General features: G+C 68.8%; 21 protein-coding genes and 1 tRNA gene. 11 read left to right on the top strand and 11 right to left on the bottom strand.

Annotated elements, in window-relative coordinates; all coding sequences use genetic code 11:
• Positions 1-206: 206 nt before the first annotated feature.
• On the top strand, positions 207-902 hold the full coding sequence (nucS, locus tag RS84_RS09175) for an endonuclease NucS (protein WP_045257447.1): 696 nt from the start codon (positions 207-209) through the stop codon (positions 900-902).
• Positions 903-932: 30 nt separating this feature from the next.
• On the top strand, positions 933-1,598 hold the full coding sequence (locus tag RS84_RS09170; RefSeq protein WP_045257446.1) for an HAD hydrolase-like protein: 666 nt from the start codon (positions 933-935) through the stop codon (positions 1,596-1,598).
• Positions 1,599-1,688: 90 nt separating this feature from the next.
• Here RS84_RS09170 and RS84_RS09165 read toward each other — a convergent pair whose 3' ends face one another.
• A complete protein-coding gene (locus RS84_RS09165) occupies positions 1,689-1,895 on the bottom strand; it encodes a cold-shock protein (protein ID WP_045257445.1) in 207 nt (68 codons plus the stop codon).
• A gap of 511 nt (positions 1,896-2,406) precedes the next feature.
• Here RS84_RS09165 and RS84_RS09160 point away from each other — a divergent pair.
• The 3 genes from RS84_RS09160 to RS84_RS09150 are packed head-to-tail and all read left to right on the top strand — an operon-like array spanning position 2,407 to position 6,150.
• Complete coding sequence (locus tag RS84_RS09160; RefSeq protein ID WP_200892002.1) at positions 2,407-3,225, top strand: shikimate 5-dehydrogenase; 819 nt, start codon at positions 2,407-2,409, stop codon at positions 3,223-3,225.
• A 56-nt stretch (positions 3,226-3,281) separates the two neighbouring features.
• Entirely contained in the window at positions 3,282-5,108 is a 1,827-nt protein-coding gene (locus RS84_RS09155) for a substrate-binding and vWA domain-containing protein (protein ID WP_045257444.1), read from the top strand.
• Between the two features lie 22 nt (positions 5,109-5,130).
• Positions 5,131-6,150 carry a hypothetical protein gene (locus RS84_RS09150; protein WP_152641785.1) on the top strand — a complete coding sequence of 340 codons (1,020 nt, stop codon included), beginning with the start codon at positions 5,131-5,133 and terminating at the stop codon, positions 6,148-6,150.
• 15 nt (positions 6,151-6,165) lie between these two features.
• On the opposite strand, the gene RS84_RS18655 is transcribed toward RS84_RS09150, so the two are convergent.
• The 6 genes from RS84_RS18655 to RS84_RS09120 are packed head-to-tail and all read right to left on the bottom strand — an operon-like array spanning position 6,166 to position 11,953.
• On the bottom strand, positions 6,166-6,714 hold the full coding sequence (locus tag RS84_RS18655; protein WP_052676291.1) for a HutD family protein: 549 nt from the start codon (positions 6,712-6,714) through the stop codon (positions 6,166-6,168).
• Between the two features lie 7 nt (positions 6,715-6,721).
• The gene (locus RS84_RS09140; protein ID WP_045257442.1) at positions 6,722-7,063 is read right to left on the bottom strand and encodes a P-II family nitrogen regulator; all 342 of its coding nucleotides are present in this window, start codon (positions 7,061-7,063) and stop codon (positions 6,722-6,724) included.
• A 28-nt stretch (positions 7,064-7,091) separates the two neighbouring features.
• The gene (locus RS84_RS09135) at positions 7,092-8,363 is read right to left on the bottom strand and encodes an ammonium transporter (RefSeq protein WP_045257441.1); all 1,272 of its coding nucleotides are present in this window, start codon (positions 8,361-8,363) and stop codon (positions 7,092-7,094) included.
• 28 nt (positions 8,364-8,391) lie between these two features.
• Positions 8,392-9,609, bottom strand: a complete 1,218-nt coding sequence (locus RS84_RS09130; protein WP_045257440.1) for an allantoate amidohydrolase — start codon at positions 9,607-9,609, stop codon at positions 8,392-8,394.
• Positions 9,606-10,796, bottom strand: coding sequence for an FAD-dependent oxidoreductase (locus tag RS84_RS09125; protein ID WP_235281438.1), 1,191 nt, complete (start codon positions 10,794-10,796; stop codon positions 9,606-9,608). The genes RS84_RS09130 and RS84_RS09125 overlap by 4 nt, the downstream gene beginning before the upstream one ends.
• A gap of 2 nt (positions 10,797-10,798) precedes the next feature.
• Positions 10,799-11,953 (bottom strand): tyramine oxidase subunit B, encoded by a 1,155-nt coding sequence (locus RS84_RS09120; protein ID WP_045257439.1) that lies wholly within the window; start codon positions 11,951-11,953, stop codon positions 10,799-10,801.
• Between the two features lie 148 nt (positions 11,954-12,101).
• Here RS84_RS09120 and RS84_RS09115 point away from each other — a divergent pair, with 148 nt between their 5' ends.
• Positions 12,102-13,001, top strand: a complete 900-nt coding sequence (locus tag RS84_RS09115) for a LysR family transcriptional regulator (protein WP_045257438.1) — start codon at positions 12,102-12,104, stop codon at positions 12,999-13,001.
• Positions 13,002-13,013: 12 nt separating this feature from the next.
• On the opposite strand, the gene RS84_RS09110 is transcribed toward RS84_RS09115, so the two are convergent.
• Positions 13,014-13,295, bottom strand: coding sequence for a hypothetical protein (locus RS84_RS09110; RefSeq protein ID WP_045257437.1), 282 nt, complete (start codon positions 13,293-13,295; stop codon positions 13,014-13,016).
• Positions 13,292-13,519, bottom strand: a complete 228-nt coding sequence (locus RS84_RS09105) for a hypothetical protein (RefSeq protein WP_045257436.1) — start codon at positions 13,517-13,519, stop codon at positions 13,292-13,294. The genes RS84_RS09110 and RS84_RS09105 overlap by 4 nt, the downstream gene beginning before the upstream one ends.
• Positions 13,520-13,896: 377 nt before the next feature.
• Between RS84_RS09105 and RS84_RS09100 the strand changes: the two genes are divergently transcribed.
• The 3 genes from RS84_RS09100 (at position 13,897) to RS84_RS09090 (ending at position 17,558) form a co-directional block, all read left to right on the top strand.
• The gene (locus RS84_RS09100) at positions 13,897-14,925 is read left to right on the top strand and encodes a M23 family metallopeptidase (protein WP_235281437.1); all 1,029 of its coding nucleotides are present in this window, start codon (positions 13,897-13,899) and stop codon (positions 14,923-14,925) included.
• A 118-nt stretch (positions 14,926-15,043) separates the two neighbouring features.
• Positions 15,044-16,339, top strand: coding sequence for a cytochrome P450 (locus tag RS84_RS09095; protein WP_045257435.1), 1,296 nt, complete (start codon positions 15,044-15,046; stop codon positions 16,337-16,339).
• Positions 16,340-16,376: 37 nt separating this feature from the next.
• A complete protein-coding gene (locus tag RS84_RS09090) occupies positions 16,377-17,558 on the top strand; it encodes a zinc-dependent alcohol dehydrogenase (protein ID WP_045257434.1) in 1,182 nt (393 codons plus the stop codon).
• Between the two features lie 9 nt (positions 17,559-17,567).
• Here the strand turns inward: RS84_RS09090 and RS84_RS09085 are convergent, their stop codons facing one another.
• Positions 17,568-17,753, bottom strand: a complete 186-nt coding sequence (locus RS84_RS09085; RefSeq protein ID WP_045257433.1) for a hypothetical protein — start codon at positions 17,751-17,753, stop codon at positions 17,568-17,570.
• A gap of 167 nt (positions 17,754-17,920) precedes the next feature.
• Positions 17,921-18,003: transfer RNA gene (locus RS84_RS09080), tRNA-Leu, on the bottom strand.
• Positions 18,004-18,238: 235 nt separating this feature from the next.
• Between RS84_RS09080 and RS84_RS09075 the strand changes: the two genes are divergently transcribed.
• Positions 18,239-18,964 carry an FhaA domain-containing protein gene (locus RS84_RS09075; RefSeq protein ID WP_045257432.1) on the top strand — a complete coding sequence of 242 codons (726 nt, stop codon included), beginning with the start codon at positions 18,239-18,241 and terminating at the stop codon, positions 18,962-18,964.
• A 103-nt stretch (positions 18,965-19,067) separates the two neighbouring features.
• Positions 19,068-19,589: an FHA domain-containing protein gene (locus tag RS84_RS09070; RefSeq protein ID WP_045257431.1), complete on the top strand. Its 522-nt coding sequence runs from the start codon at positions 19,068-19,070 to the stop codon at positions 19,587-19,589.
• Positions 19,590-19,597: the final 8 nt, after the last annotated feature.

Here is a 19,597-nt window from a genome sequence, read left to right as displayed (position 1 = left end):
ACCCAGTCTGTAGGCACTTAGGTGGACAGGGCGAAGGTCACCCCGATAGGAGACCTTCATCCAAAGGGGCGATTCCCCCCAGAAGAGTCGTCGATGAACGGCACCGACGAGGACTTTCGGAGCATCGGGGTGGTCGATCAGGCCGGGCGCCGCATCCGCGGCCGTGGATAGCTCCGGCACCGTGACGAACGAAGTAGGCTCGACGGGTGCGTCTCGTCATCGCCCGCTGCTCCGTCGATTACACGGGGCGGCTCAATGCCCACCTCCCCCTCGCCACGCGCCTGCTGGTGCACAAGGGCGACGGGAGTCTGCTCGTGCACTCCGACGGCGGCAGCTACAAGCCGCTGAACTGGATGAGCCCGCCGTGCACACTCGTCCCCGAGGAGCCGGGCGAGGAGGAGTCGATCGCGGGTGTCGTCGAGGTGTGGCGCGTGACCCACAAGAAGACCGGTGACGCGCTGCGGGTGCAGATCTACGAGATCATCCACGACTCCAACCACGACCTCGGCATCGACCCGGGCCTGCAGAAGGACGGCGTCGAGGCCGACCTGCAGAGGCTTCTCGCCGAGCAGGTCGATCTGATCGCCGAGGGCGCGACGCTGGTGCGCCGAGAGTACCCGACGGCCATCGGCCCGGTCGATCTGCTGGTCCGAGATGCCGGCGGCGTCGCGATCGCGGTCGAGGTCAAGCGCCGCGGCGACATCGACGGCGTCGAGCAGCTCACCCGCTACCTCGAGCTGCTGGGCCGCGACCCCCACCTCTCCCCCGTGCAGGGCGTGTTCGCGGCGCAGGAGATCAAGCCGCAGGCGCGCGTGCTCGCCGAGGACCGCGGCATCCGCTGCCTGGTGCTCGACTACGACGACATGAAGGGCATCGAGTCGGGGATCCCCCGGCTGTTCTGAGGCCCGTTCTCACAGCCATAGGCTGGAAGCATGCCCTCCTCTCCCTATTCCTGCGTCCTCTGGGACGTCGACGGCACGATCATCGATGCGTCCGTCGGGATCCTCCGCAGGCTCAACGTCGCACTCACGCACTTCGGCCACCCGGCGCCGACGAGGGAGGACCTCGTGCACTGGATCGGCCCGCCCATGTTCGAGTCGTTCCAGGCGCAGGCGGGCATGACGCCAGAGCAGTCCTCCGAGGCCGTGGCGTTCTACCGCACTCTCGGCAAGGCCGACGGCTACACCACAGATGTGAAGACCTATCCCGGTGTCCCCGAGCTCATCCGCGATCTGCACGCCCAGGGCGTTCCTCAGGCGACGGCCAGCTCCAAGCCCGAGATCCAGGTCGACGCCCTCGTCGACCACTTCGAGCTGCGCCCCTACTTCCTGGCGACGGTGGGCGCGACCCCCGATGAGTCGACGCTCGCCTCGAAGGCCGACATCGTCGTCGAGGCGCTCAAGCGCCTGAAAGAGCGCGGCGCAGACACCTCACGCCCCGTGCTGATCGGCGATCGCCACCACGACGTCGAGGGCGGAAACGCGAACGGCGTGCCCGTGATCTTCGTCGAATGGGGCTTCAGCGACGCGCACGAGGGCGACGATGCGGCGTTCCGCGCAGTATCCGCCGACGATCTCCGCACCCTGCTGCTGAGCTGACTCCGAGGCCTCGGAAACGCACAGAACTCCCCGCCGGGGGCCTGCATGGGATGCAGACCTCCGGTCAGGGAGTTCCGGTGGAATCCGCGCTTAGAGCGGGCGGATGTTCTCTGCCTGCAGGCCCTTGGGGCCCTGCGCGACCTCGAACTCGACTCGCTGGTTCTCTTCGAGAGACCGGTAGCCGGATGCTTCGATGGCGGAGTAGTGCGCGAAGACGTCAGCGCCGCCGTCGTCGGGGGAGATGAAGCCGAAGCCCTTCTCCGAGTTGAACCACTTGACCGTGCCCTGGGTGCTCATTTACTGCCTGTTCTGCTGGAAAAGAAGCCGACGCAGGATGCACCGACACCGCTAAAGATAGTGGAGCACGGCGTGAGCGGAAGAGCCGGGGTCAGCCCGTAACAGAAATGTTGCACGAGACGTCATGTCGCGTCATACGGACGCTGCGGCATGAGCCCGGAAAATTGTGTGGCCCTCACCGCGGGGGGAGCGATGAGGGCCGAAGACGACCGGAGGGTGCGTCAGGAACAAGCATATCCCCTCCGCGACACTCTTGTCCCCCATTTGGGGGACATTCTTCGAAAATCTTCAGGAGAACGATAGCGACCCCCTCGAGCAGTTCATTGGGGACTGCGCTGCTCGAGGGGGCCCAATCGCATACACGGATCGTCGCGCCTCTGGGGAAGGCAGCCCGCCCTCTGGGGAAGGACGGAGACGATCAATCCCCTGTGCATGCACCTACACCATAGGCGACGGCACCTCGTCGCGTCAGCCCCCTCGGCCGGTTCCCGCGAACGGCTAGCCTTGTCGCGTGACCATGCTGAACAAGGACATGACGCTGTGCATCTCGCTGTCAGCGCGTCCGAGCAACAACGGAACCCGTTTCCACAACTTCCTCTACGAAGAGCTCGGCCTGAACTGGATCTACAAGGCCTTCGCGCCCACCGATCTCGGTCAGGCGATCGCGGGAGTCCGTGGGCTCGGAATCCGCGGATGCGCGATCTCGATGCCCTACAAGGAGGACGTGATCGCCCTCGTCGACCGCATGGATCCCTCTGCGACGGCGATCGACTCGGTGAACACGATCGTGAACGACGACGGCGTGCTCACCGCGTACAACACCGACTACTCCGCGATCGCCCAGTTGATCGAGCGGAACGGGCTGGATGCCGCGGCGAGCGTGCTGCTGCGGGGATCGGGCGGCATGGCCAAGGCCACGGCCGCCGCGTTCCGCGACGCCGGCTTCACGCGGGTGACGATCGCAGCGCGCAACGAGGCGAACGGGCGCGGACTCGCCGACCTGTACGGCTTCGGCTGGACAGCGGATGCCGCGGGCGAGAGCGCCGACATCATCGTGAACATCACCCCGATCGGCATGGCCGGGGGAGCGGAGGAGCACGAGCTCTCGTTCAGCGAGGAGCAGATCGCCGCAGCCTCCGTCGTGTTCGACGTCGTGGCCCTGCCCGCCGAGACCCCTCTGGTCAAGGCGGGCCGCGCCGCCGGGAAGACCGTCATCACGGGTGCGGAGGTGGCGACCCTGCAGGCGCTCGAGCAGTTCGTGCTCTACACCGGCATCCGCCCCTCCGCCGAGCAGGTGCGCGCAGCCGAGGAGTTCATGCGGGCCCAGTGACACCCGCGTGACGAGGATCCGTGATCGGGAGGCGATTATCTGGATACCCTAGGCGCATGAGCCCGCGACGCAGGATCCTCCGCAGAACGCCGGTCGCCATCGCGGCCACGGCACTCATCGCTCTGGTCCTGTCGGCCTGCACGCCGGGCGACGACACGGGCACCGACACCGAAGGACAGGGTTTCCCGTCGGACGGCTGCACGCACATCACCATCGCGACGTCGTCCGAGAAGGTGAACATGCTCGACGAACTCGCCGAGGCCTTCAAGGACTCGCCCGAGCACGAGGGCCTGAAGACCTGCGCGACGGTGCGGCCCATCAACGTCTCCTCGGGCAACGCGGCGCGCTATCTCACCACGGGCGACGATTGGCCCAGCGACGACCGCGACCTCTGGCCGACGCTGTGGTCGCCCGCCTCCACGGTGTGGACCGACCGCGTCGCCGCCGCCGCGTCGGCGAATCTCGTCGGGGAACCTGCGTCGTTCACCCGCACTCCTGTCGTGTTCGGCATGCCCGAGCCGATGGCGAAGGCGCTGGGCTGGCCCGACAAGCCGATCAGCATCACGGATCTGTCGCAGCTCTGCCAGGATCCGGACGGCTGGGGGAGTGTCGGCAAGGACATCTGGGGGGCCTTCAAGATCTCGAAGACGAACCCGAACACCTCGACGACGGGCCTGTCGACGATCCTGATGCAGTCGTACGAGGCGTCCGGCAAGTCAGCCGACCTCACGTCCGCCGATGTCGAGGGTGCCGCCGACTTCTCCCGGGTGTTCGAGGAGTGCGTGATCCACTACGGCGACACCACAGGCAACGTGCTGTCGACGCTGTACGACGAGACGCAGAACGGCTCGAACGGCTCGGCGTACGTGTCGGCCGTGGCGCTCGAGGAGACCTCGCTCCTCAACTACAACCAGGGAAACCCCGATTCGCACACCGTGCAGCCGGGCGAGACCCTCACCCCTCCCAAGACGAAGCTGGTGGCGGTGTACCCCGCCGGCGGATCGATGTGGTCGGACAACCCGGTCACCGTGCTCGGGGCCCAGTGGGTCACGGCAGAGCAGCGCACGGCCGGCGAGGCCTTCGCGGCGTTCCTGCAGACCGAGGCCGCGCAGAAGCTCCTGCCCGAGTACGGCTTCCGCCCGCTCGACGAGTCGGTTCCGCTGGGCAAGCTGTTCACGGCGAACTTCGGTGTCGATCCCGCACAGCCCGCGGTGACGCTGCCCAAGCCCGAGGTCGACGTGATCTCGACCGCCATCGACCAGTGGACCCAGGTGCGCAAGCCCTCGTCGGTGCTCGAGCTCATCGACATCTCCGGTTCGATGGATGACCCGATCGGCGACGGCCGTTCGCGCCTCGACGGGGCGATCCAGGGCGCGCAGACGACACTCGACCATTTCCGCTCCACGGACGAGGTCGGGGTGTGGGCGTTCACCACGGGGATCTCATCGGATGCCGGTGAAGGCATACAGGTGCTGCGAGACGTGACTCCGCTCGCGGCGGACGGCGAGAAGCTCGACTCCTCGCTGGAGGATCTGCACTACGCGCAGCGCAACGGGACTCCGCTCTACGACGCGATCCTGACGGCCTACGAGGCGATGAGCGAACGCGCGGAACCCGGCCGCATCAACGCGATCGTTGTGCTGTCCGACGGCGAGGACACCGACTCGGCGACCTCGCTCGACTCGCTGATCGCCAAGATCGGCAAGAGCACGAAGGAGGGCGGCAGCGACGCCCCGGTGCGTATATTCCCGATCGCGTATGGAGAGGGAGCCGACACGTCCGCTCTGCAGCGGATCGCGGACGTGACGGGCGGCCAGCTGTTCGACGCGTCGAACGCGGAGCGCATCGATCTCGTCTTCGCCTCCGTGATCAACAACTTCTGAGGCGCGCATGCATCATCTCTCCGTGACGGACGACTCCTGGACGGGGCCTGCGATCGAAGCGCTCGCCTCGTCGAACGTGTACGTCTCGACGGACGTCCCCGGCTACGAGGATCTCCAGGCCTCGTTGGCGCAGACGGTTCCCGCCGACGGTTCGATCGCCGTCGTCGTCCTGCCCGACGAGGCGGCGAGCGCCGACCAGTACACCTTCTACCTTCTCGAGAAGCTCACGAAGGGTGCCGATCAGCAGACTGTGATCCTGGCGATCGGGGACGATCTGATGGGCGACTCGACCGCACTGGGACGTGACGCGGTGCTGACGATCGCGAACCAGAACGAGGGCGCGGGGATGCCGACGGGTCTGGTCGAGACCGTCCAAGACGTGAAGGCGGACCTTCCGGCAGGTGGCGGACCGGGCGGCACCGACTCCGGCGGCGCCGACGTCCTGATGCCCGTGATCATCGGCGGCGTGGTGCTGGTCGCCGCTGTCGGCACGACCGTCGGCCTGATCGCGCGTCGGCGACGGAAGCCGGCCGCGTCCCGCAAGAGCGCGGACCCGGTGCCGCCCGGCATCCGTCTGCGGGTGAACCGGCTGCGCGAGCTCGCCCCCTCCTACGCCGCCGTGCCGGGCAATGCGATCGCCGCCGAGACCGCGACGAACATCGACACGCTCGCATCGCACGTCGAGCAGCTGTTCATCCGCCTGGACGCGAAGGCGGGCGAGGACCAGAGCGTCATCGCCGAGGCCGAGTACTCGGACAAGCTCGCTCGCCTGGTCGCGGCTCTCGACCGCGACTACCTCCTCGATCTGCTCACGCGCCCCGATCTGTGGGACGCCCCCGACGAGCGCGTCGACGAGGTCCGCGAGGCGCTGACCGCCGTCACCACCCAGATCGTCGACAACATCAAGCAGGTGAACGCCCGCAAGGGACTGCTGTTCCAGGTGTCGCTGGACTCTCTGATCGGCCGCAGCGAGCTGCGCGACTGGGAGCGTCAGTTCAGGAAGAGCTCGGGGGAGCCGCAGCAGGGAGACGGGTCTCCCTGACCGTCGCCCCCGCGTTCACCCCCGGCGACGGTCGCGCACCCGCATGACGGCGATCGAGGCGTCGGGGGACGACACCGCGATCGCCCGAGCCTCCGGCCGGATCACGGCACCCGGCGGCGCGATCTCGCCGCGCACCTCGAGCTGTCCCGCGAGCACGACGATCGCATCGGCGTTCTCGGCGATCGTGCCCGACACCCGGCGGATCGCCCACTGCATCCGGCCGCTCGAGCGTCGTGCCATCAGGTTGACCACCGAGACCCGGCCGGAACCGGTGTCGGCGAAGACGTGATCCTCGCCGCGGAAGGTGATGGCCGAGTGCTGCGGCACGCGAGTGACCCGGCCGTTGATCTCGAGGGCCACCCCCGACGGACTGAGAGGGATCAGCAGGCGATCGGCTCCGAGGAACGGGGAGAACGGCATCCGCCCCTCGATCTCTGCCAGGCTGATGCGCCAGCCCGGACGCGCGGCGAGCACCCGCGTGACTCCGAGACCGTTCGCCCATGCCTGCGGCGCGACGTCCGTCGGCCGGACGATCAGGGACCTCACGCGGGTGCCGTGCGACATGACGTTCTCAGCGGATCGCGGTCGGGCCGGTCTCTCCCGTACGCACCCGGATGACCTGCAGAACATCGGTGACCCAGATCTTGCCGTCGCCGATCGCGCCGGTGCGCGCCGCCTCCTGGATCGCGTCGAGTGCCGCCTCGAGCTCCTCGTCGGCGACGATGGTCTCGATCTGGACCTTGGGGAGTAAGTCGACCTTCACCCGCTGCGAGCGGTACACCTCGACCTTCCCGATCTGGCTGCCGTGCCCCTTCGCGTCGAGGATCGTCATTCCGGTGACGCCGATCTCGGCGAGCGCCGTCTTGACGGGCTCGAGGGCGCCGGGCTGGACGACTGCGGTGATGAGCTTCATGATGATGTCCTTTCTCGGGGACCGGCGCTCAGGAGCGCACGTCGTCCAGGTCGTAGGCGGTCTCGGCGTGCAGCGTGGTGTCGAGTCCCATGATCTCGATGCCGTCGCCGACCCGCAGACCGATCGTCTTCGAGAGCACCCAGGAGATCAGCGCCGTGACGACCGCGGTGTAGGCGAACACCGCGAGGACCGCGATCGCCTGCGTGCCGAGCAGGCTCGCATCGCCGCCGAAGAAGAGGCCCTGCGCACCTGCGGGCGAAGCGGGGTCGGCGAGGAAGCCGATCGCGAGCGTGCCGAAGATGCCCGGGAACATGTGGATCGCGACGGCGTCGAGCGCATCGTCGTAGCCGAAGCGCTCCTTGAGTCCGAGCGTCGCGAACGCGACGACTCCGGAGAGCAGTCCGATGATGATCGCGCCGATCGGAGACACGGAGTTCGCAGCCGGAGTGATCCCGACGAGCCCGCCGAGAACGCCGGAGATCGCGCCGAGCGAGGTCGCCGCCTTGCGGACGATGCGTTCGACGACGAGCCAGCCGAGCAGACCGGCGCATGCGGCGACGAGGGTGTTGGTGACGGCGACGCCCGCGCTCTCGTTGATGCCGCCCGATGAGCCGCCGTTGAAGCCGTACCAGCCGACGAGCAGGAGCCCGCCGCCGACGATCGCGATCGGGAGATTGCCCGGGCGGCCGACGTGAGGGAAGTGCCGGCGCTTGCCGAGGAAGATCGCGAGCACGAGTGCTGCGACACCGGCGTTCAGGTGCACGGCCGTGCCGCCGGCGAAGTCGATCGCGTGGAGGCTGTTGGCGATCCAGCCGCCCGTGACCGAGCCGTCGGCGGAGTCGAAGGCGAACACCCAGTGCGCGACGGGGAAGTACACGAGCGTCGCCCAGAGGCCTGCGAAGATCAGCCAGCTGGAGAACTTCATCCGGCCCTCGACCGCGCCGCCGATGATGCCGACCGTGAGGCCGGCGAAGATCAGCTGGAAGACCGCGATCAGGATGCCGGGCACGGCGCCCTCGGGCGTCTCGGCGCCCAGGAGCGACTGAATGCCGAACAGGCCGCTCGGGTCGCCGATGAGGCCTGCACCGCCGACCGAGTCGCCGAGCGTGAGCCCGTAGCCGTACAGGACCCAGATGACCGCGGTGACGGCGAAGCCGCCGAGCACGATCATCATGGTGTTGAGGATGTTCTTGGTGCGCGACAGGCCGCCGTAGTACAGCGCGAGACCGGGCAGCATGAGGGTGACGGCGACGGTGGCGGTGAGCATCCAGCCGGTGTTGACCTGCGAGGTGATGTCCATGTCGTTCTCCTTTCGGGTGAGTCGGGTTTCAGCGGGTGAGCAGGGATTCGAGCACGTCGGCCAGCGCGGTCACGCCCGCCGCGACGTCCTCGGGTCGGGCGGCCTCGGCGGGGGTGTGCGAGGCTCCGGTCGGGTTGCGGACGAAGAGCATGCCGGTCGGGATGGCGCCGGCGAGCACGCCCGCGTCGTGACCGGCCCCCGTGTCGAGCACGGGGGCGTCGGGGAGCACGGCGAGCATCCGCTCGCGGAGCGCGGCGTCGAAGGCGACGGTGGGGGAGAACGACTGCTCGGCCACGACGATCGTGCAACCCTCGGCGGTGGCCGTCCGCTCGGTCGCGGCGGTCACCTCGTCGACGATGCGGCGGACAGCGGCCTCGTCACGGTGACGCACGTCCATCCACAGGTCGACGGATGCGGCGATCACGTTGGTGCCGCCCGGGGTGACCTTGATGCGGCCGACGGTGCCGCGGGCGTCGTCGACCACGAGCGCGTGGGCACGCAGAGCGCGCACGGTCTCCGCTGCCACGACGACCGGATCCTGTCGATCGGCCATCCGGGTGGCGCCTGCGTGGTCTCCACGTCCCTCGATGCGCACGTGCCAGCGGCCGTGGGCGATGATCGCTCCCGCGAGCGCGACCGGCTGACCCAGGTCCTCGAGGCCCCGGCCCTGCTCGACGTGCAGCTCGACGAAGGCGGCGAGCGCGGCGAGGCGCACGGGGTCGGGCCCGATCAGAGCCGGATCGAGTCCGGCATCCCTCGCCGCCTCGGCGAAGGAGACCCCGCCGTCGTCGCGCAGCTCACGCACCCGCTGCGGGTCGATGAGTCCGGCGAGCAGCCGTGTTCCGAGACAGGCGATGCCGAAACGGGAGCCCTCCTCCTCGGGGAACGCCGCGATCACGAGCGGTCGCGCCGGCCGCACGCCCCGCTCGCGGAGCACGTCGACGGCGGCGAGCGCGCTGGCGATGCCGAGCGGCCCGTCGAAGTTGCCGCCGCCCGGGACGGAGTCGAGATGCGAGCCCGTCGCGATCGCATCGACGCGGCGCGTGTCTGGAGCATCCCACCAGGCCCAGATGATTCCGTTGCCGTCGACGTCGATGTCGAGCCCGCGTCGATCCGCCTGCTCGATGAACCAGGCCCTCAGCGCGAGTTCGGGTGCCGAGAACACGGGTCTCGTGTATCCGCCGCGCTCCGTGTCGACGCCGATGTGAGCGATCTGCTCGAGGAGCTCGACGGCTCCGCCGCTCATCGCAGCGCTCCCGCGAAGCGCTGACCGACAGCGCGGAACCGTTCGGTCGTCCGACCGGCACCTGCGACGAGGTCGTGCACCAGCTCGCCGAGGAGGGGCGCGAACTTGGCGCCCTGGCCCGAGCACGGCGAGAGGATCGTGACCCCGGCCGCACGATCGATGATCATGTCGTCGCGCGGCACGTTCGTGAACAGGCAGGTGGTCTCGGCGTACGGCTCCGGCTCCAGCCCCGGCGCGAACTCCTCGACGAAGCCGGTCACCCTGGTGCGGTTCTCGGGGTCGATCGCGCCGTCCTGATCACGGGCGGAGCGGATGACCCGGCCGCCGTTGTACTCGGCGACCTTCTGTCCGTCGAAGCCCGCGTCTCGACCTCCGGGCAGCCCGTAGGCCTGGATGTCCTCGCCCTTGTAGATGAAGGTGGGCCAGGAGGTCTGAGCGCCGGGGGCGAGTTCACCTCGATCGCTCGGGTCGCAGTACGGGTAGTGGAACGCGTTCTCCTGACGCACCTCGAACTCGGGCAGCGCGTCGGCGAAGCCCGGCGGCAGGTCGAGCTCGCCCAGCAGCGCGGGCAGCCACCCGCCCGCGGCCACGATCACCTGCTCGGCGTGCACCGTCCGACCCGTCGTCGAGGTGACCTGGTAGCCGGTGAATCCGTGCCGCACGGATGCGGCCTCCCATCCGGTGCGCACCTCCGCTCCGGCCGCACGCGCCAGATCGAGCATCGCGTTCACCGACTCCTCGGCGTCGATGACCCCCGCGCCCGGGTGCCAGAGCACCTCGGTGTCGAAGCGCAGACCGGGCCAGCGCGTCGCGGCATCCGCGCCCGAGAGCAGCTCGTGCTCGACGCCCACCGTCTCGAGGACGTCGGCGAGCCCGCGCGGATCGCGCACGGCGCCGAAATCCAGCGACCCGCTCGGCGTGATGAGCCGCCTGCCGCTCGCCGCTTCGAGCTCGTCCCACGAGCTCTTCGCCCGCATGACGAGCCCGGCGTAGAACGGGTCGAGGTAGCCGTAGCGGAAGATGCGCGCCGAACCGTGCGAGCTGCCCAGGGCGGATGCCGGCACGTCGCGCTCGAGGACGATCACGTCGGCGCCGGATGCCGCGAGGCGCCAGGCCACCGAGGCGCCGCTGAGGCCGGCGCCGATCACGGCGTAGGTGGCGGACTCCCGCCTGTCGATGTCGTGCACGATCAGGCCAGGTCGGGTGCGTCCCAGAGCTTCAGCGTCGTGCCGATGCCCTTCGCGACCGCGTTCTCGTAGACGGTCTTGGCCCAGGCGACGTCCTCGACGCCCATGCCTCCCACGCTGAACAGCACGGGCTGTTCGTCGAATTCGCGGCCGGCCGCCGTGCCGTCGAACACGTCGCCGATGTTGACGACGCGCGACTCGTCGAGCTCGCCGGCGTCGATGAGGTCCTGCCAGTACAGGCCGATCATGCCGAACGCGGTCTCGTGCGAGGGCGAGGGGTACTCCTCTGCCCATGCCTCGTAGATCTTCTTGGCGTCGGCGATGAGTCGGGCCTTGCCCGACGTGGTGTACTCCTTGTCCATGCGCAGGTTGGCCGGCAGGCTGAGGAACGCACCGGGCTTGATCCAGTCGCCGTCGATGTACGGATAATTCTCCGAGCCGACCAGACCCGTGACCGCTTCGGAGACGATGTCGGAGTCGCGCACAGCTTCCTCGACCGTGTCGGCGATCTCGATCGTCGTGAACTGCGGATAGTGCTCCTTCGCATAGGCGGCGAACGCCTCGGAGGTGGAGCGACGGCGTCCGTTGATGCGGAGCGTGTCGAGTGTGGGACGCGCGGTGGTCATGGCGTGCAGGGCGCTCTTGTTCATGGCGCCGGGCCCGATGATGCCGAGGGACTTCGCGTTCAGGGGTGCCAGCTTCTTTGCTGCCGCTCCCGGCACGGCCGCGGTGCGATAGGCGCTCTCGAGATTGCCCGACATGATCGCGAACGGCGCCCCTGTCTCCTTGTCGTTCAGCACGATCAGGTGGATCGAACGCGGCAGCCCCTTGTCGCGGTTGTCGACATTCGAGCCGTACCACTTGACGCCCGCGACGTCGAAGCGGCCGCCCAGGTAGGCCGGCATCGCCATGAAGCGCCGGTCGGCCGCGTCCAGAGGCATCGTCGGGAACGGCGACGACGAGGGGAAGCCGATCTGGGCGCCGTGGGAGTTGGCCGAGCTTCCCGCCATCCGGTAGTCGCCCTTGGCGACCAGGACGAGCACCTCCTCCATGACCTCCATGCACCGCTCCATGTCCTTCATGCCGGCCTCGATCACCTCGGGCTCGCTGAGGTAGAGCATGTCGATGCGGGTGCCGGGGGTGGGGTCTGCGGCCATGTCGGGTCCTCCAAGTCGGATGCTTCCCCACCAGATAAGCCGTCAGAACAATCCCAGGTCAAATACCTTTTCCGCTCTCGATTGATAGCGTTTCGCTCGCAATCCGGCCGTAACGGACCGGTAATACGCGCCGCGTATCGTGCCGGGAATGGAACTGCGGCAACTGCGCTATTTTCTGGCCGTCGCGGACGAGCTGCACTTCGGTCGCGCCGCGCAGAAGCTGCACATGTCGCAGCCGCCGCTGAGCGTGCAGGTGGGGCGCCTCGAGCGCGAGGTCGGCACGCCGCTGTTCGTCCGCAGCACGCGGAGAGTGACACTCACCGCAGCCGGGATGCATCTGCAGGAGCGCGCCAGGAGGATCCTCGATGAAGTCGATGCGGTGCGCGCGGACATGCGCGACCACGTCGACGGGATCGCCGGTCAGCTCACAGCGGGGTTCGTCAGCTCCGCCAACTACACCGTGCTGCCCGAGGTCGTCCGGCTGTTCCGCTCGCGCCGCCCGAAGGTGAACCTCACGCTGGTGCCGCTCACGTCAGGTGAGCAGTTCGACCGGCTCCGAGACGGCAGCCTCGACATCGGGATCGTGCGCGACGAGTTCCCGCGCACGAGCCAGGGACCCGCCGCACTGTCGACCGCCGTCGTGTTCGAGGAACGTCTGGTGGCGTGCCTTCCCGTCGATCACCCGCTCGCCGCGCGCGCCGAGATCACGGTCGACGAGATCATCGACGTGCCGATGATCGCCTACCCGCGGGCCCTGATGCCGGGCTACGTCGACCGCGTGACCGAGATGCTCTCGAGCGCCGGGAGCATGCGTGTCGTGGAAGAGGTGGTGCACCAGGAGACGGCTCTGGGGTTCGTCGCCGCGGGGGTCGGTACCAGCATCCTTCCGGAGTCCGTCCGCCAGCTCGTCCCGCCGTCGATCGCCGTCGTCCCTCTCGCCGGCTCCCCGACGACGCGGCTCATGGCCGCCTGGCGCAGCCGAGAGGACGAGAGCCCGGTCTGCGGAGCGTTCATCGAGTGCCTTCGCGACGCGGCGATCGCCGACTGACGGATGCCGCGCTCAGCTCTCCGTATCGTCGGCCCGCCGCGTCCCGACACCGGGTTCGGCGTTGTGCACCGATTCATCAGGAACGGAGGATTCACTGCCGGGGTCGATGCCCACGGCATCCGCCGCTCCCGAATCCGCACCCGATCCGCCCGCAGGCACTTCTTCGGCGGCATCGCCGTCGGGCTTCTCCTGCGCGTGCTCGTGCAGGTGCTCCCGGATCCGCTCCTGCGCATCGGGATCGCCGGGTGAGATGACGTCATCCGCGCGCATGCCCTGATCTCCGATGCCGCTCATTCCGTGCCGTCCCGCAGGTCAGTGGGAGCATCCGCCTCGCCGCCGTCATCCTGGAGGTCGAGGTCTCCCTGCCCGTCCTCCCCGATCTCGGCGTCGAGCGGATCCTCGCCCTGCGTCTCGGGCTGATCTTTCTCGGCCGGGAACGTTCCGTCGGTGAAATCGTCGTCCGCCTCTTCAGGCACCAGCGGCTCCTGGCGGCCCATGAAGGCCTCGGGGTTCATCATGATGCACTCCTCTGCTCGTCACGTGGAGACCAGCATCCGCGCCTGAAAGCGGCGGGGGAGGACCGTTGACAGACAGGGGCGGCCGAAGTAGCTCCCGCTCGCACCTGTGACTGAGCCGTGAGAATCGCTCTCGATTTGGGCCGGGCCAGGAATCGTCCTAAGGTTACAGATCGATAACGGATGATACCGCCTGCCCGAGGAGCTTCATCATCACTTCGCGTTCCCCCGAAACAGCGCCGTCTTCTGCGCCTCTCGACGAGGCGCGCGTCGCAGACCCCGTCGCCCCTGCCCCCCTGCTCCGCCGCGATCGCCGTCGCGCTCAGGCAGCTGTCGCCGCGGCAGTCGCGCAGACCGTGGAAGCCGCCGCCACCAGCCCGATGGCAGAAGCCGCCGCCGACATCGCGGAGGCGGCCGACGAGGTCGTCGACGCCACTCCCGAATCGCTGCCCCTCGCTTCGGATGCTGCGGCATCCGAAGCGGCTTTCGCCGCCGCGGATCCGGCCGCTTCCGCCGATGCAGATCCGGCCGCACCGTTCATCGCCGCGGATTCCGCTGAAGAGCAGACGCCTACCGCCGACGAGCATCCGGCCGCAGCCTCAGGGCCGTCCGCCCGCGCTCGAAAGACCGCCGGGCCGCACCGCCGGCCCGCAAGCATGGCATCGTCAGCAGCGAAGCCCGCGCAGGCGGCACGCCCCGCACGCGCGCCTCGCACCTCCGGCCGCCGGCGCGTCTGGCAGATGACCGGCGCAGCACTCGCCGTCGCGAGCCTGGTGGGCGGAACCGCCCTTCCGGCACTCGGCATGGTGCGTGGCGAGACCTCGGCGGTGACCGCATCCGCTTCCGCCGATCTGCGCACGCAGTCGTTCACGGCAGGCGCCGACGTTCTGCCCGACGTCGTGGTGAGCGGCGAGTTCTCGGCGACGACTCCCGACGAGCTCAAGGATCTGCAGGCCGTCGCGGCCGCCACGGCGCGCAGCGGCGTGCCCCCGATCGCGAAGCCGGGGCAGATCATCGTCCCGATGGCCGCGGGCACCTACACGATGACCGACGGGTTCGGCGCGAGCCGCCCGGGCCGCAGCCACATGGGTCAGGATTACGCCGCCCCGATCGGCACCCCCATCTACGCCTCCGCCGACGGAGTGGTCACGATGTCGCAGGACTCCTACGGCGGCTACGGCGTGACCGTCCAGGTGCAGCACGACGAAGACGGCAGCGTGACGACCCTCTACGGCCACATGAACTACGGCACCCGTGCCGTGCAGCCGGGCGATCACGTGGTCGCCGGCCAGTTCCTCGGTCGGGTCGGGAACACGGGCTACACGATCGGATCGTGCCTGCACTTCGAGGTGCGCATCAACGGCGCGCAGATCAACCCGGTGCCCTGGCTCGAGGCGCACGTCCGGTAAGGCGGGTTTCGCAACCGGGCGCTCCGCGCCTTAACGGGCACCCGGCATCCGTTATCACACCCTCGTCGCTGACGCCTCCCCCTTGGCGAGCCCGACCGCGGCTGACACGGTCGGAGGCATGACCAGCACCGCCTCCCGAAACATCTCCGAAGACTCTCCCGGCCTGCTGACCCGCGGCTACGACTTCGGCGCGCACATCTGGCGTCGCGTCCGCCCGGGCGCGCGATCCGCGCCCCTGCGCCTGCTGGGCGACGACGCGATGCTCGTACGCGGAGCCGAAGGCGTCGCACTGTTCTACGACGGGCAGCGTGTGGTGCGCGCCGGCGCGATGCCGGCGATCGTGCGCGAACCGCTCTTCGGCCACGGCTCGGTGCACGCTCTCGACGGAGAGGACCACCGCCACCGCAAGGCCGAGTTCGTCGATGTTCTGTACGACGACGAGCAGGTCGCCCGCTTGACGCCGTTCCTCGAAGGGGAGTGGGCGCGCGAGCGCGACGCATGGCTCGACGGCGGCGAGACGAGCGCCTACGACGCGGCGGTCGGAGCGTTCGGTCGCGCGATCATGAACTGGGCGGGGCTGCCCGGCACGAAGGCCGCGAAGAGCAGGTGGTCGGCGCGCCTGGCGCAGATCGTCGACGGATTCGGCGTGCCGTACTCACCCCAGTACGTTCTCGCGCTCCTCAACCGGGCGTGGTCGGATCGGCACACGACGCAGCTCATCGAGGCGGTCCGTGCAGGGACGCTCCCGGCGGCGCCGGGCACCGCGCTCGACCGCTGGGCGCATCATCGCTCCCGAGACGGTGAGCTGCTGTCGGCGCACACGGCCGGGGTCGAGCTTCAGAACAGCATCCGGCCCATGAGCGCCGCCGCGAGGTTCGTCGCCTTCGCAGCGAAAGAGCTCCATGACCATCCCGAGTGGCGAGAGCGGATCGCGGCGGAGACGGCGGAGCGCGAGGCCCTCGTCGGTGGCCCGCTGGCGACGATGTTCGCACAGGAGGTCCGCAGAACGGCCCTGTTCGTCCCCATGCTGCCGGCCAAAGCCGCCGTCGACGTCGATTTCGAGGGGCAGGCCGTGCCGCAGGGCGGCCGGATCGTTCTCGACATCCTCGGGACGAACACCGACGACCGGTCCTGGGAGCGCCCCGAGGTGTTCGACCCGGAGCGGTTCCGCGACGTCGGCGACTACGAGGCCCTCGCCGCCTTCGTCCCCCAGGGCGGCGCCGACGTGGCCACCGGTCACCGCTGCCCGGGAGAGAAGCTGGTCATCGCGGGGCTGACCGCAGCGATCGCCGTGCTGAGCGATCCCGCCCTCACGATCCTCGATGAGGGCCTCGGCGTCAACCGCCGACGACTTCCCACCAAGCCGGCGTCCGGCGGCAGCATCCGATCCGCGTCCGGCTGCCCGTTCCACTGAACCGACGAACCGACGCCCTCGAGAACAGGAGAAGACGATGAAGGCACTGACCTGGCAGGGGAAGCGCACGGTGACGGTCGAGCACGTTCCCGATCCTGCGATCCACGAGCCCGGCGACGCGATCATCAGGGTCACCTCGTCCGCGATCTGCGGATCCGATCTGCACCTCTACGAGCTGCTCGGGCCCTTCCTCGACCGCGGCGACATCCTCGGCCATGAGCCGATGGGAGAGGTCGTCGAGATCGGATCAGGTGTCACGACCCTCACCGTCGGGCAGCGCGTGGTGATCCCGTTCACGATCTCCTGCGGCGAGTGCTTCATGTGCCGTCGTGGCCTGCAGTCTCAGTGCGAGAGGACCCAGGTTCGCGAGTACGGCAGCGGTGCCGCCCTGTTCGGCTACACCAAGCTCTACGGACAGGTGCCGGGCGGTCAAGCGGAGTATCTGCGCGTTCCGCGCGCCGATTACAACCACATCGCGGTCGGCACCGACCTTCCGGATGAGCGGTACCTCTTCCTGAGCGACATCCTCCCGACCGCGTGGCAGGGCGTCGAGTATGCGGACGTGCCCGAGGGCGGGACGCTCGCCGTGATGGGACTCGGGCCGGTCGGTCAGCTCGTGACCAGGGTGGCTCGGCACCGCGGTCACCGGGTGCTGGCGGTCGATCCGGTACCCGAAAGGCGCGCGATGGCCGAACGTCACGGCATCGAGACGCTCGATCTCGACGACGACGTCGTCGCGCACCTGCGGGACATGACCCACGGCCGCGGGGCGGATTCGGTGGTGGATGCCGTCGGCCTCGAGGCGCACGGCAACGGCGGTGTCGCGCTCGCCCAGAAGGCGGTGGGGATGCTGCCGCCACCGGTCGCCCGGCAGGTGCTCGACAAGGCGGGCGTCGATCGCCTGGCGGCACTGCACGCGTCGATCGACGCGGTTCGGCGAGGCGGCACGGTGTCATTGAGCGGCGTGTACGCGGGGGATGCCGACATCCTTCCCATGAAGACGATGTTCGACAAGCAGCTCACCCTGCGCATGGGGCAGTGCAACGTGAAGAACTGGATCGACACGCTGCTGCCTCTGGTCGAGGATCCGTCCGACCCTCTCGGTGTGATGGATCTGACCACGCATCACGCCCCCTTGGACGACGCACCCGAGCAGTATCGCACGTTCCAGCGCAAGGAAGACGGCTGCATCAAGGTGGTGCTGCACCCGGGGGAGTGAAGGACTCGCTCAGCCTCCCGAGGGGTTCTCGAGCGGCGAGCCGTCTTCGTCGGTCGTCTCGTCGTCGAGGATGTCGTCCGTGGACGTGGTCCCGTCGGGCGACTGGCCGTCGGGGGCGTCAGGGGCACCACCGGATGCCGTGTCGGCCTCTTCGTTCTCGCCCGGGGTTCCGTGCGTGTTCTGCGGATCGCTCATGTCGTTCTCCTCTGATCGGTCCTGCGACCGTATTCGCACAGAGTGGTCGGCGCTCAGGGGTTGACGCGGGCCCGCGGAAGGGGCGACACTGCGCGGCCGGGACGATCGTCGGCCGGACAAAGAAGAAGAGCCCCGGCCTTTCGACCGGGGCTCTTCTCGACTCGCTGTGCGCGAGGGGGGACTTGAACCCCCACGTCCATACGGACACTGGCACCTGAAGCCAGCGCGTCTACCATTCCGCCACTCGCGCGAGTGTCTCGCTCCGAAGAACTCAACTTCCCAAAGATATCACGCGTTCCGCCCGGGCAAAAACTCGCGCCCGACGAACTCTCGATTCGACGACGAGACCCGTGTTCCCGCGCCGGAGGTCGTGCGCAAACCGGGATCTCACGCCCTCGCGCGGGCCGCATCGGCGTCGCACAACGGCGTTCACTCAGGACACCTGGCTACGATGTACCCACCGGTCGGCATGCCAGAGGAGCCCAGTGGGACTACTTGACAGCTTTGAGAAGGGTCTCGAGCGCGCAGTGAACAGCGCGTTCGCGAAGACCTTCCGCAGCGGCATCCAGCCCGTCGAGATCGCCTCCGCTCTGCGGCGAGAGGCCGACACGAAGGCGGCTGTGGTCAGCCGCGACCGCATCATCACGCCCAACAGCTACGTCGCACGGCTCAGCCCCGACGATGCGGAGCGGATGCTGGCGCTCGGCGGCGCGCTGACTGACGAGCTCCACGCGCTCCTCACGACGCACGCGAAGTCCCAGGGCTACAGCTTCTCGGGTCCTCTCACCATCTCGCTCGAGGCCGACGAGAGCATCACGACCGGAACCGTCCGCGTGAGCTCGGGCTCGGTCGAGGGCCGTGTGAGCTGGCAGGCCGTGATCGACGTCGACGGGCGCCGCCACGCCCTCACCCGTGCTCGCACCATCATCGGACGCGGATCGGATGCCGACATCACGATCTCCGACGCGGGCTCGAGCCGCAAGCACGTGGAGATCCTGTGGGACGGCGAGCGCGCCATGATGCGCGACCTCGGCTCGACCAACGGCACCAAGATCGACGGCGAGAAGGTGCGAGAGGCAGCTCTGCCGAGCGACACGACCATCACGATCGGCCGCACCGAGCTCGTGTTCAAGATCGTCCCGATCACGGCCCCCGCACGCCCTGCGCGCCCCCGCGACGACGACGCGACGCGTGCTTTCGGAGTGATCTGATGCCCGCACTCCGACTCGCCTCGCTCGCTCCGTGCGACGCTCGCCCCGACGCTCGCTCAGGAACCGGCCGCGACCTGCGCCGCCGGGGAGAGGAGCCGTTGTGATGGCTGAGCTGCCTCTTCTCCTGCTGCGGCTCGGATTCCTGCTGCTGCTGTGGTTCTTCGTGTTCGCGGTCGTCTACTCCCTGCGCGCCGATCTGTTCGGCGTGAAGGTGCGAAAGCTCCCCGCCGAACAGGCGGCGGCGGTTCCGGCATCCGCCCCCGCCGCCCCTGCCGCTCCCACGTCGAAACCGGCATCCGCGAAGCCGACCACCGGCCCCGCCATCCTCGCCACCGCCAAGCGCCTCGTGATCACGTCCGGCCCGAAGGCCGGCCTCGAGCTGCCGCTCACCGGCGAGAGCCTCTCGATCGGACGCTCGAGCGAGTCGGCGCTGGTGATCCGCGACGACTACACGTCCAGCCATCACGCGCGACTCGTGCTCCGCGGCGACTCCTGGACCATCGAAGACCTCGACTCCACGAACGGCACCTTCGTGAACGGCAAGCGCGTCACCGGCGCATCCGTCTCGCTCTCCCTCGGCACCCCCATCAAGGTGGGCGCCACGACCTTCGAGCTGAGAGCATAAGGCCCCGG

The organism is Microbacterium hydrocarbonoxydans (genome assembly GCF_000956475.1).
Lineage (GTDB): Bacteria > Actinomycetota > Actinomycetes > Actinomycetales > Microbacteriaceae > Microbacterium > Microbacterium hydrocarbonoxydans_A.
The sequence above is the reverse complement of the archived record's forward strand: the minus strand, read 5'-3'. Positions and strand labels throughout refer to the sequence as shown.

Excerpts from the sequence above, each read along its gene's own strand:
- RS84_RS09170 (WP_045257446.1), top strand. The coding sequence starts at position 933 with ATGCCCTCCTCTCCCTATTCCTGCGTCCTCTGGGACGTCGACGGCACG.
- RS84_RS09165 (WP_045257445.1), bottom strand. The coding sequence starts at position 1,895 with ATGAGCACCCAGGGCACGGTCAAGTGGTTCAACTCGGAGAAGGGCTTC.
- RS84_RS09155 (WP_045257444.1), top strand. The coding sequence starts at position 3,282 with ATGAGCCCGCGACGCAGGATCCTCCGCAGAACGCCGGTCGCCATCGCG.
- RS84_RS18655 (WP_052676291.1), bottom strand. The coding sequence starts at position 6,714 with ATGTCGCACGGCACCCGCGTGAGGTCCCTGATCGTCCGGCCGACGGAC.
- RS84_RS09140 (WP_045257442.1), bottom strand. The coding sequence starts at position 7,063 with ATGAAGCTCATCACCGCAGTCGTCCAGCCCGGCGCCCTCGAGCCCGTC.
- RS84_RS09135 (WP_045257441.1), bottom strand. The coding sequence starts at position 8,363 with ATGGACATCACCTCGCAGGTCAACACCGGCTGGATGCTCACCGCCACC.
- RS84_RS09130 (WP_045257440.1), bottom strand. The coding sequence starts at position 9,609 with ATGAGCGGCGGAGCCGTCGAGCTCCTCGAGCAGATCGCTCACATCGGC.
- RS84_RS09120 (WP_045257439.1), bottom strand. The coding sequence starts at position 11,953 with ATGGCCGCAGACCCCACCCCCGGCACCCGCATCGACATGCTCTACCTC.
- RS84_RS09115 (WP_045257438.1), top strand. The coding sequence starts at position 12,102 with ATGGAACTGCGGCAACTGCGCTATTTTCTGGCCGTCGCGGACGAGCTG.
- RS84_RS09110 (WP_045257437.1), bottom strand. The coding sequence starts at position 13,295 with ATGAGCGGCATCGGAGATCAGGGCATGCGCGCGGATGACGTCATCTCA.
- RS84_RS09105 (WP_045257436.1), bottom strand. The coding sequence starts at position 13,519 with ATGATGAACCCCGAGGCCTTCATGGGCCGCCAGGAGCCGCTGGTGCCT.
- RS84_RS09100 (WP_235281437.1), top strand. The coding sequence starts at position 13,897 with ATGGCAGAAGCCGCCGCCGACATCGCGGAGGCGGCCGACGAGGTCGTC.
- RS84_RS09095 (WP_045257435.1), top strand. The coding sequence starts at position 15,044 with ATGACCAGCACCGCCTCCCGAAACATCTCCGAAGACTCTCCCGGCCTG.
- RS84_RS09090 (WP_045257434.1), top strand. The coding sequence starts at position 16,377 with ATGAAGGCACTGACCTGGCAGGGGAAGCGCACGGTGACGGTCGAGCAC.
- RS84_RS09085 (WP_045257433.1), bottom strand. The coding sequence starts at position 17,753 with ATGAGCGATCCGCAGAACACGCACGGAACCCCGGGCGAGAACGAAGAG.
- RS84_RS09070 (WP_045257431.1), top strand. The coding sequence starts at position 19,068 with ATGGCTGAGCTGCCTCTTCTCCTGCTGCGGCTCGGATTCCTGCTGCTG.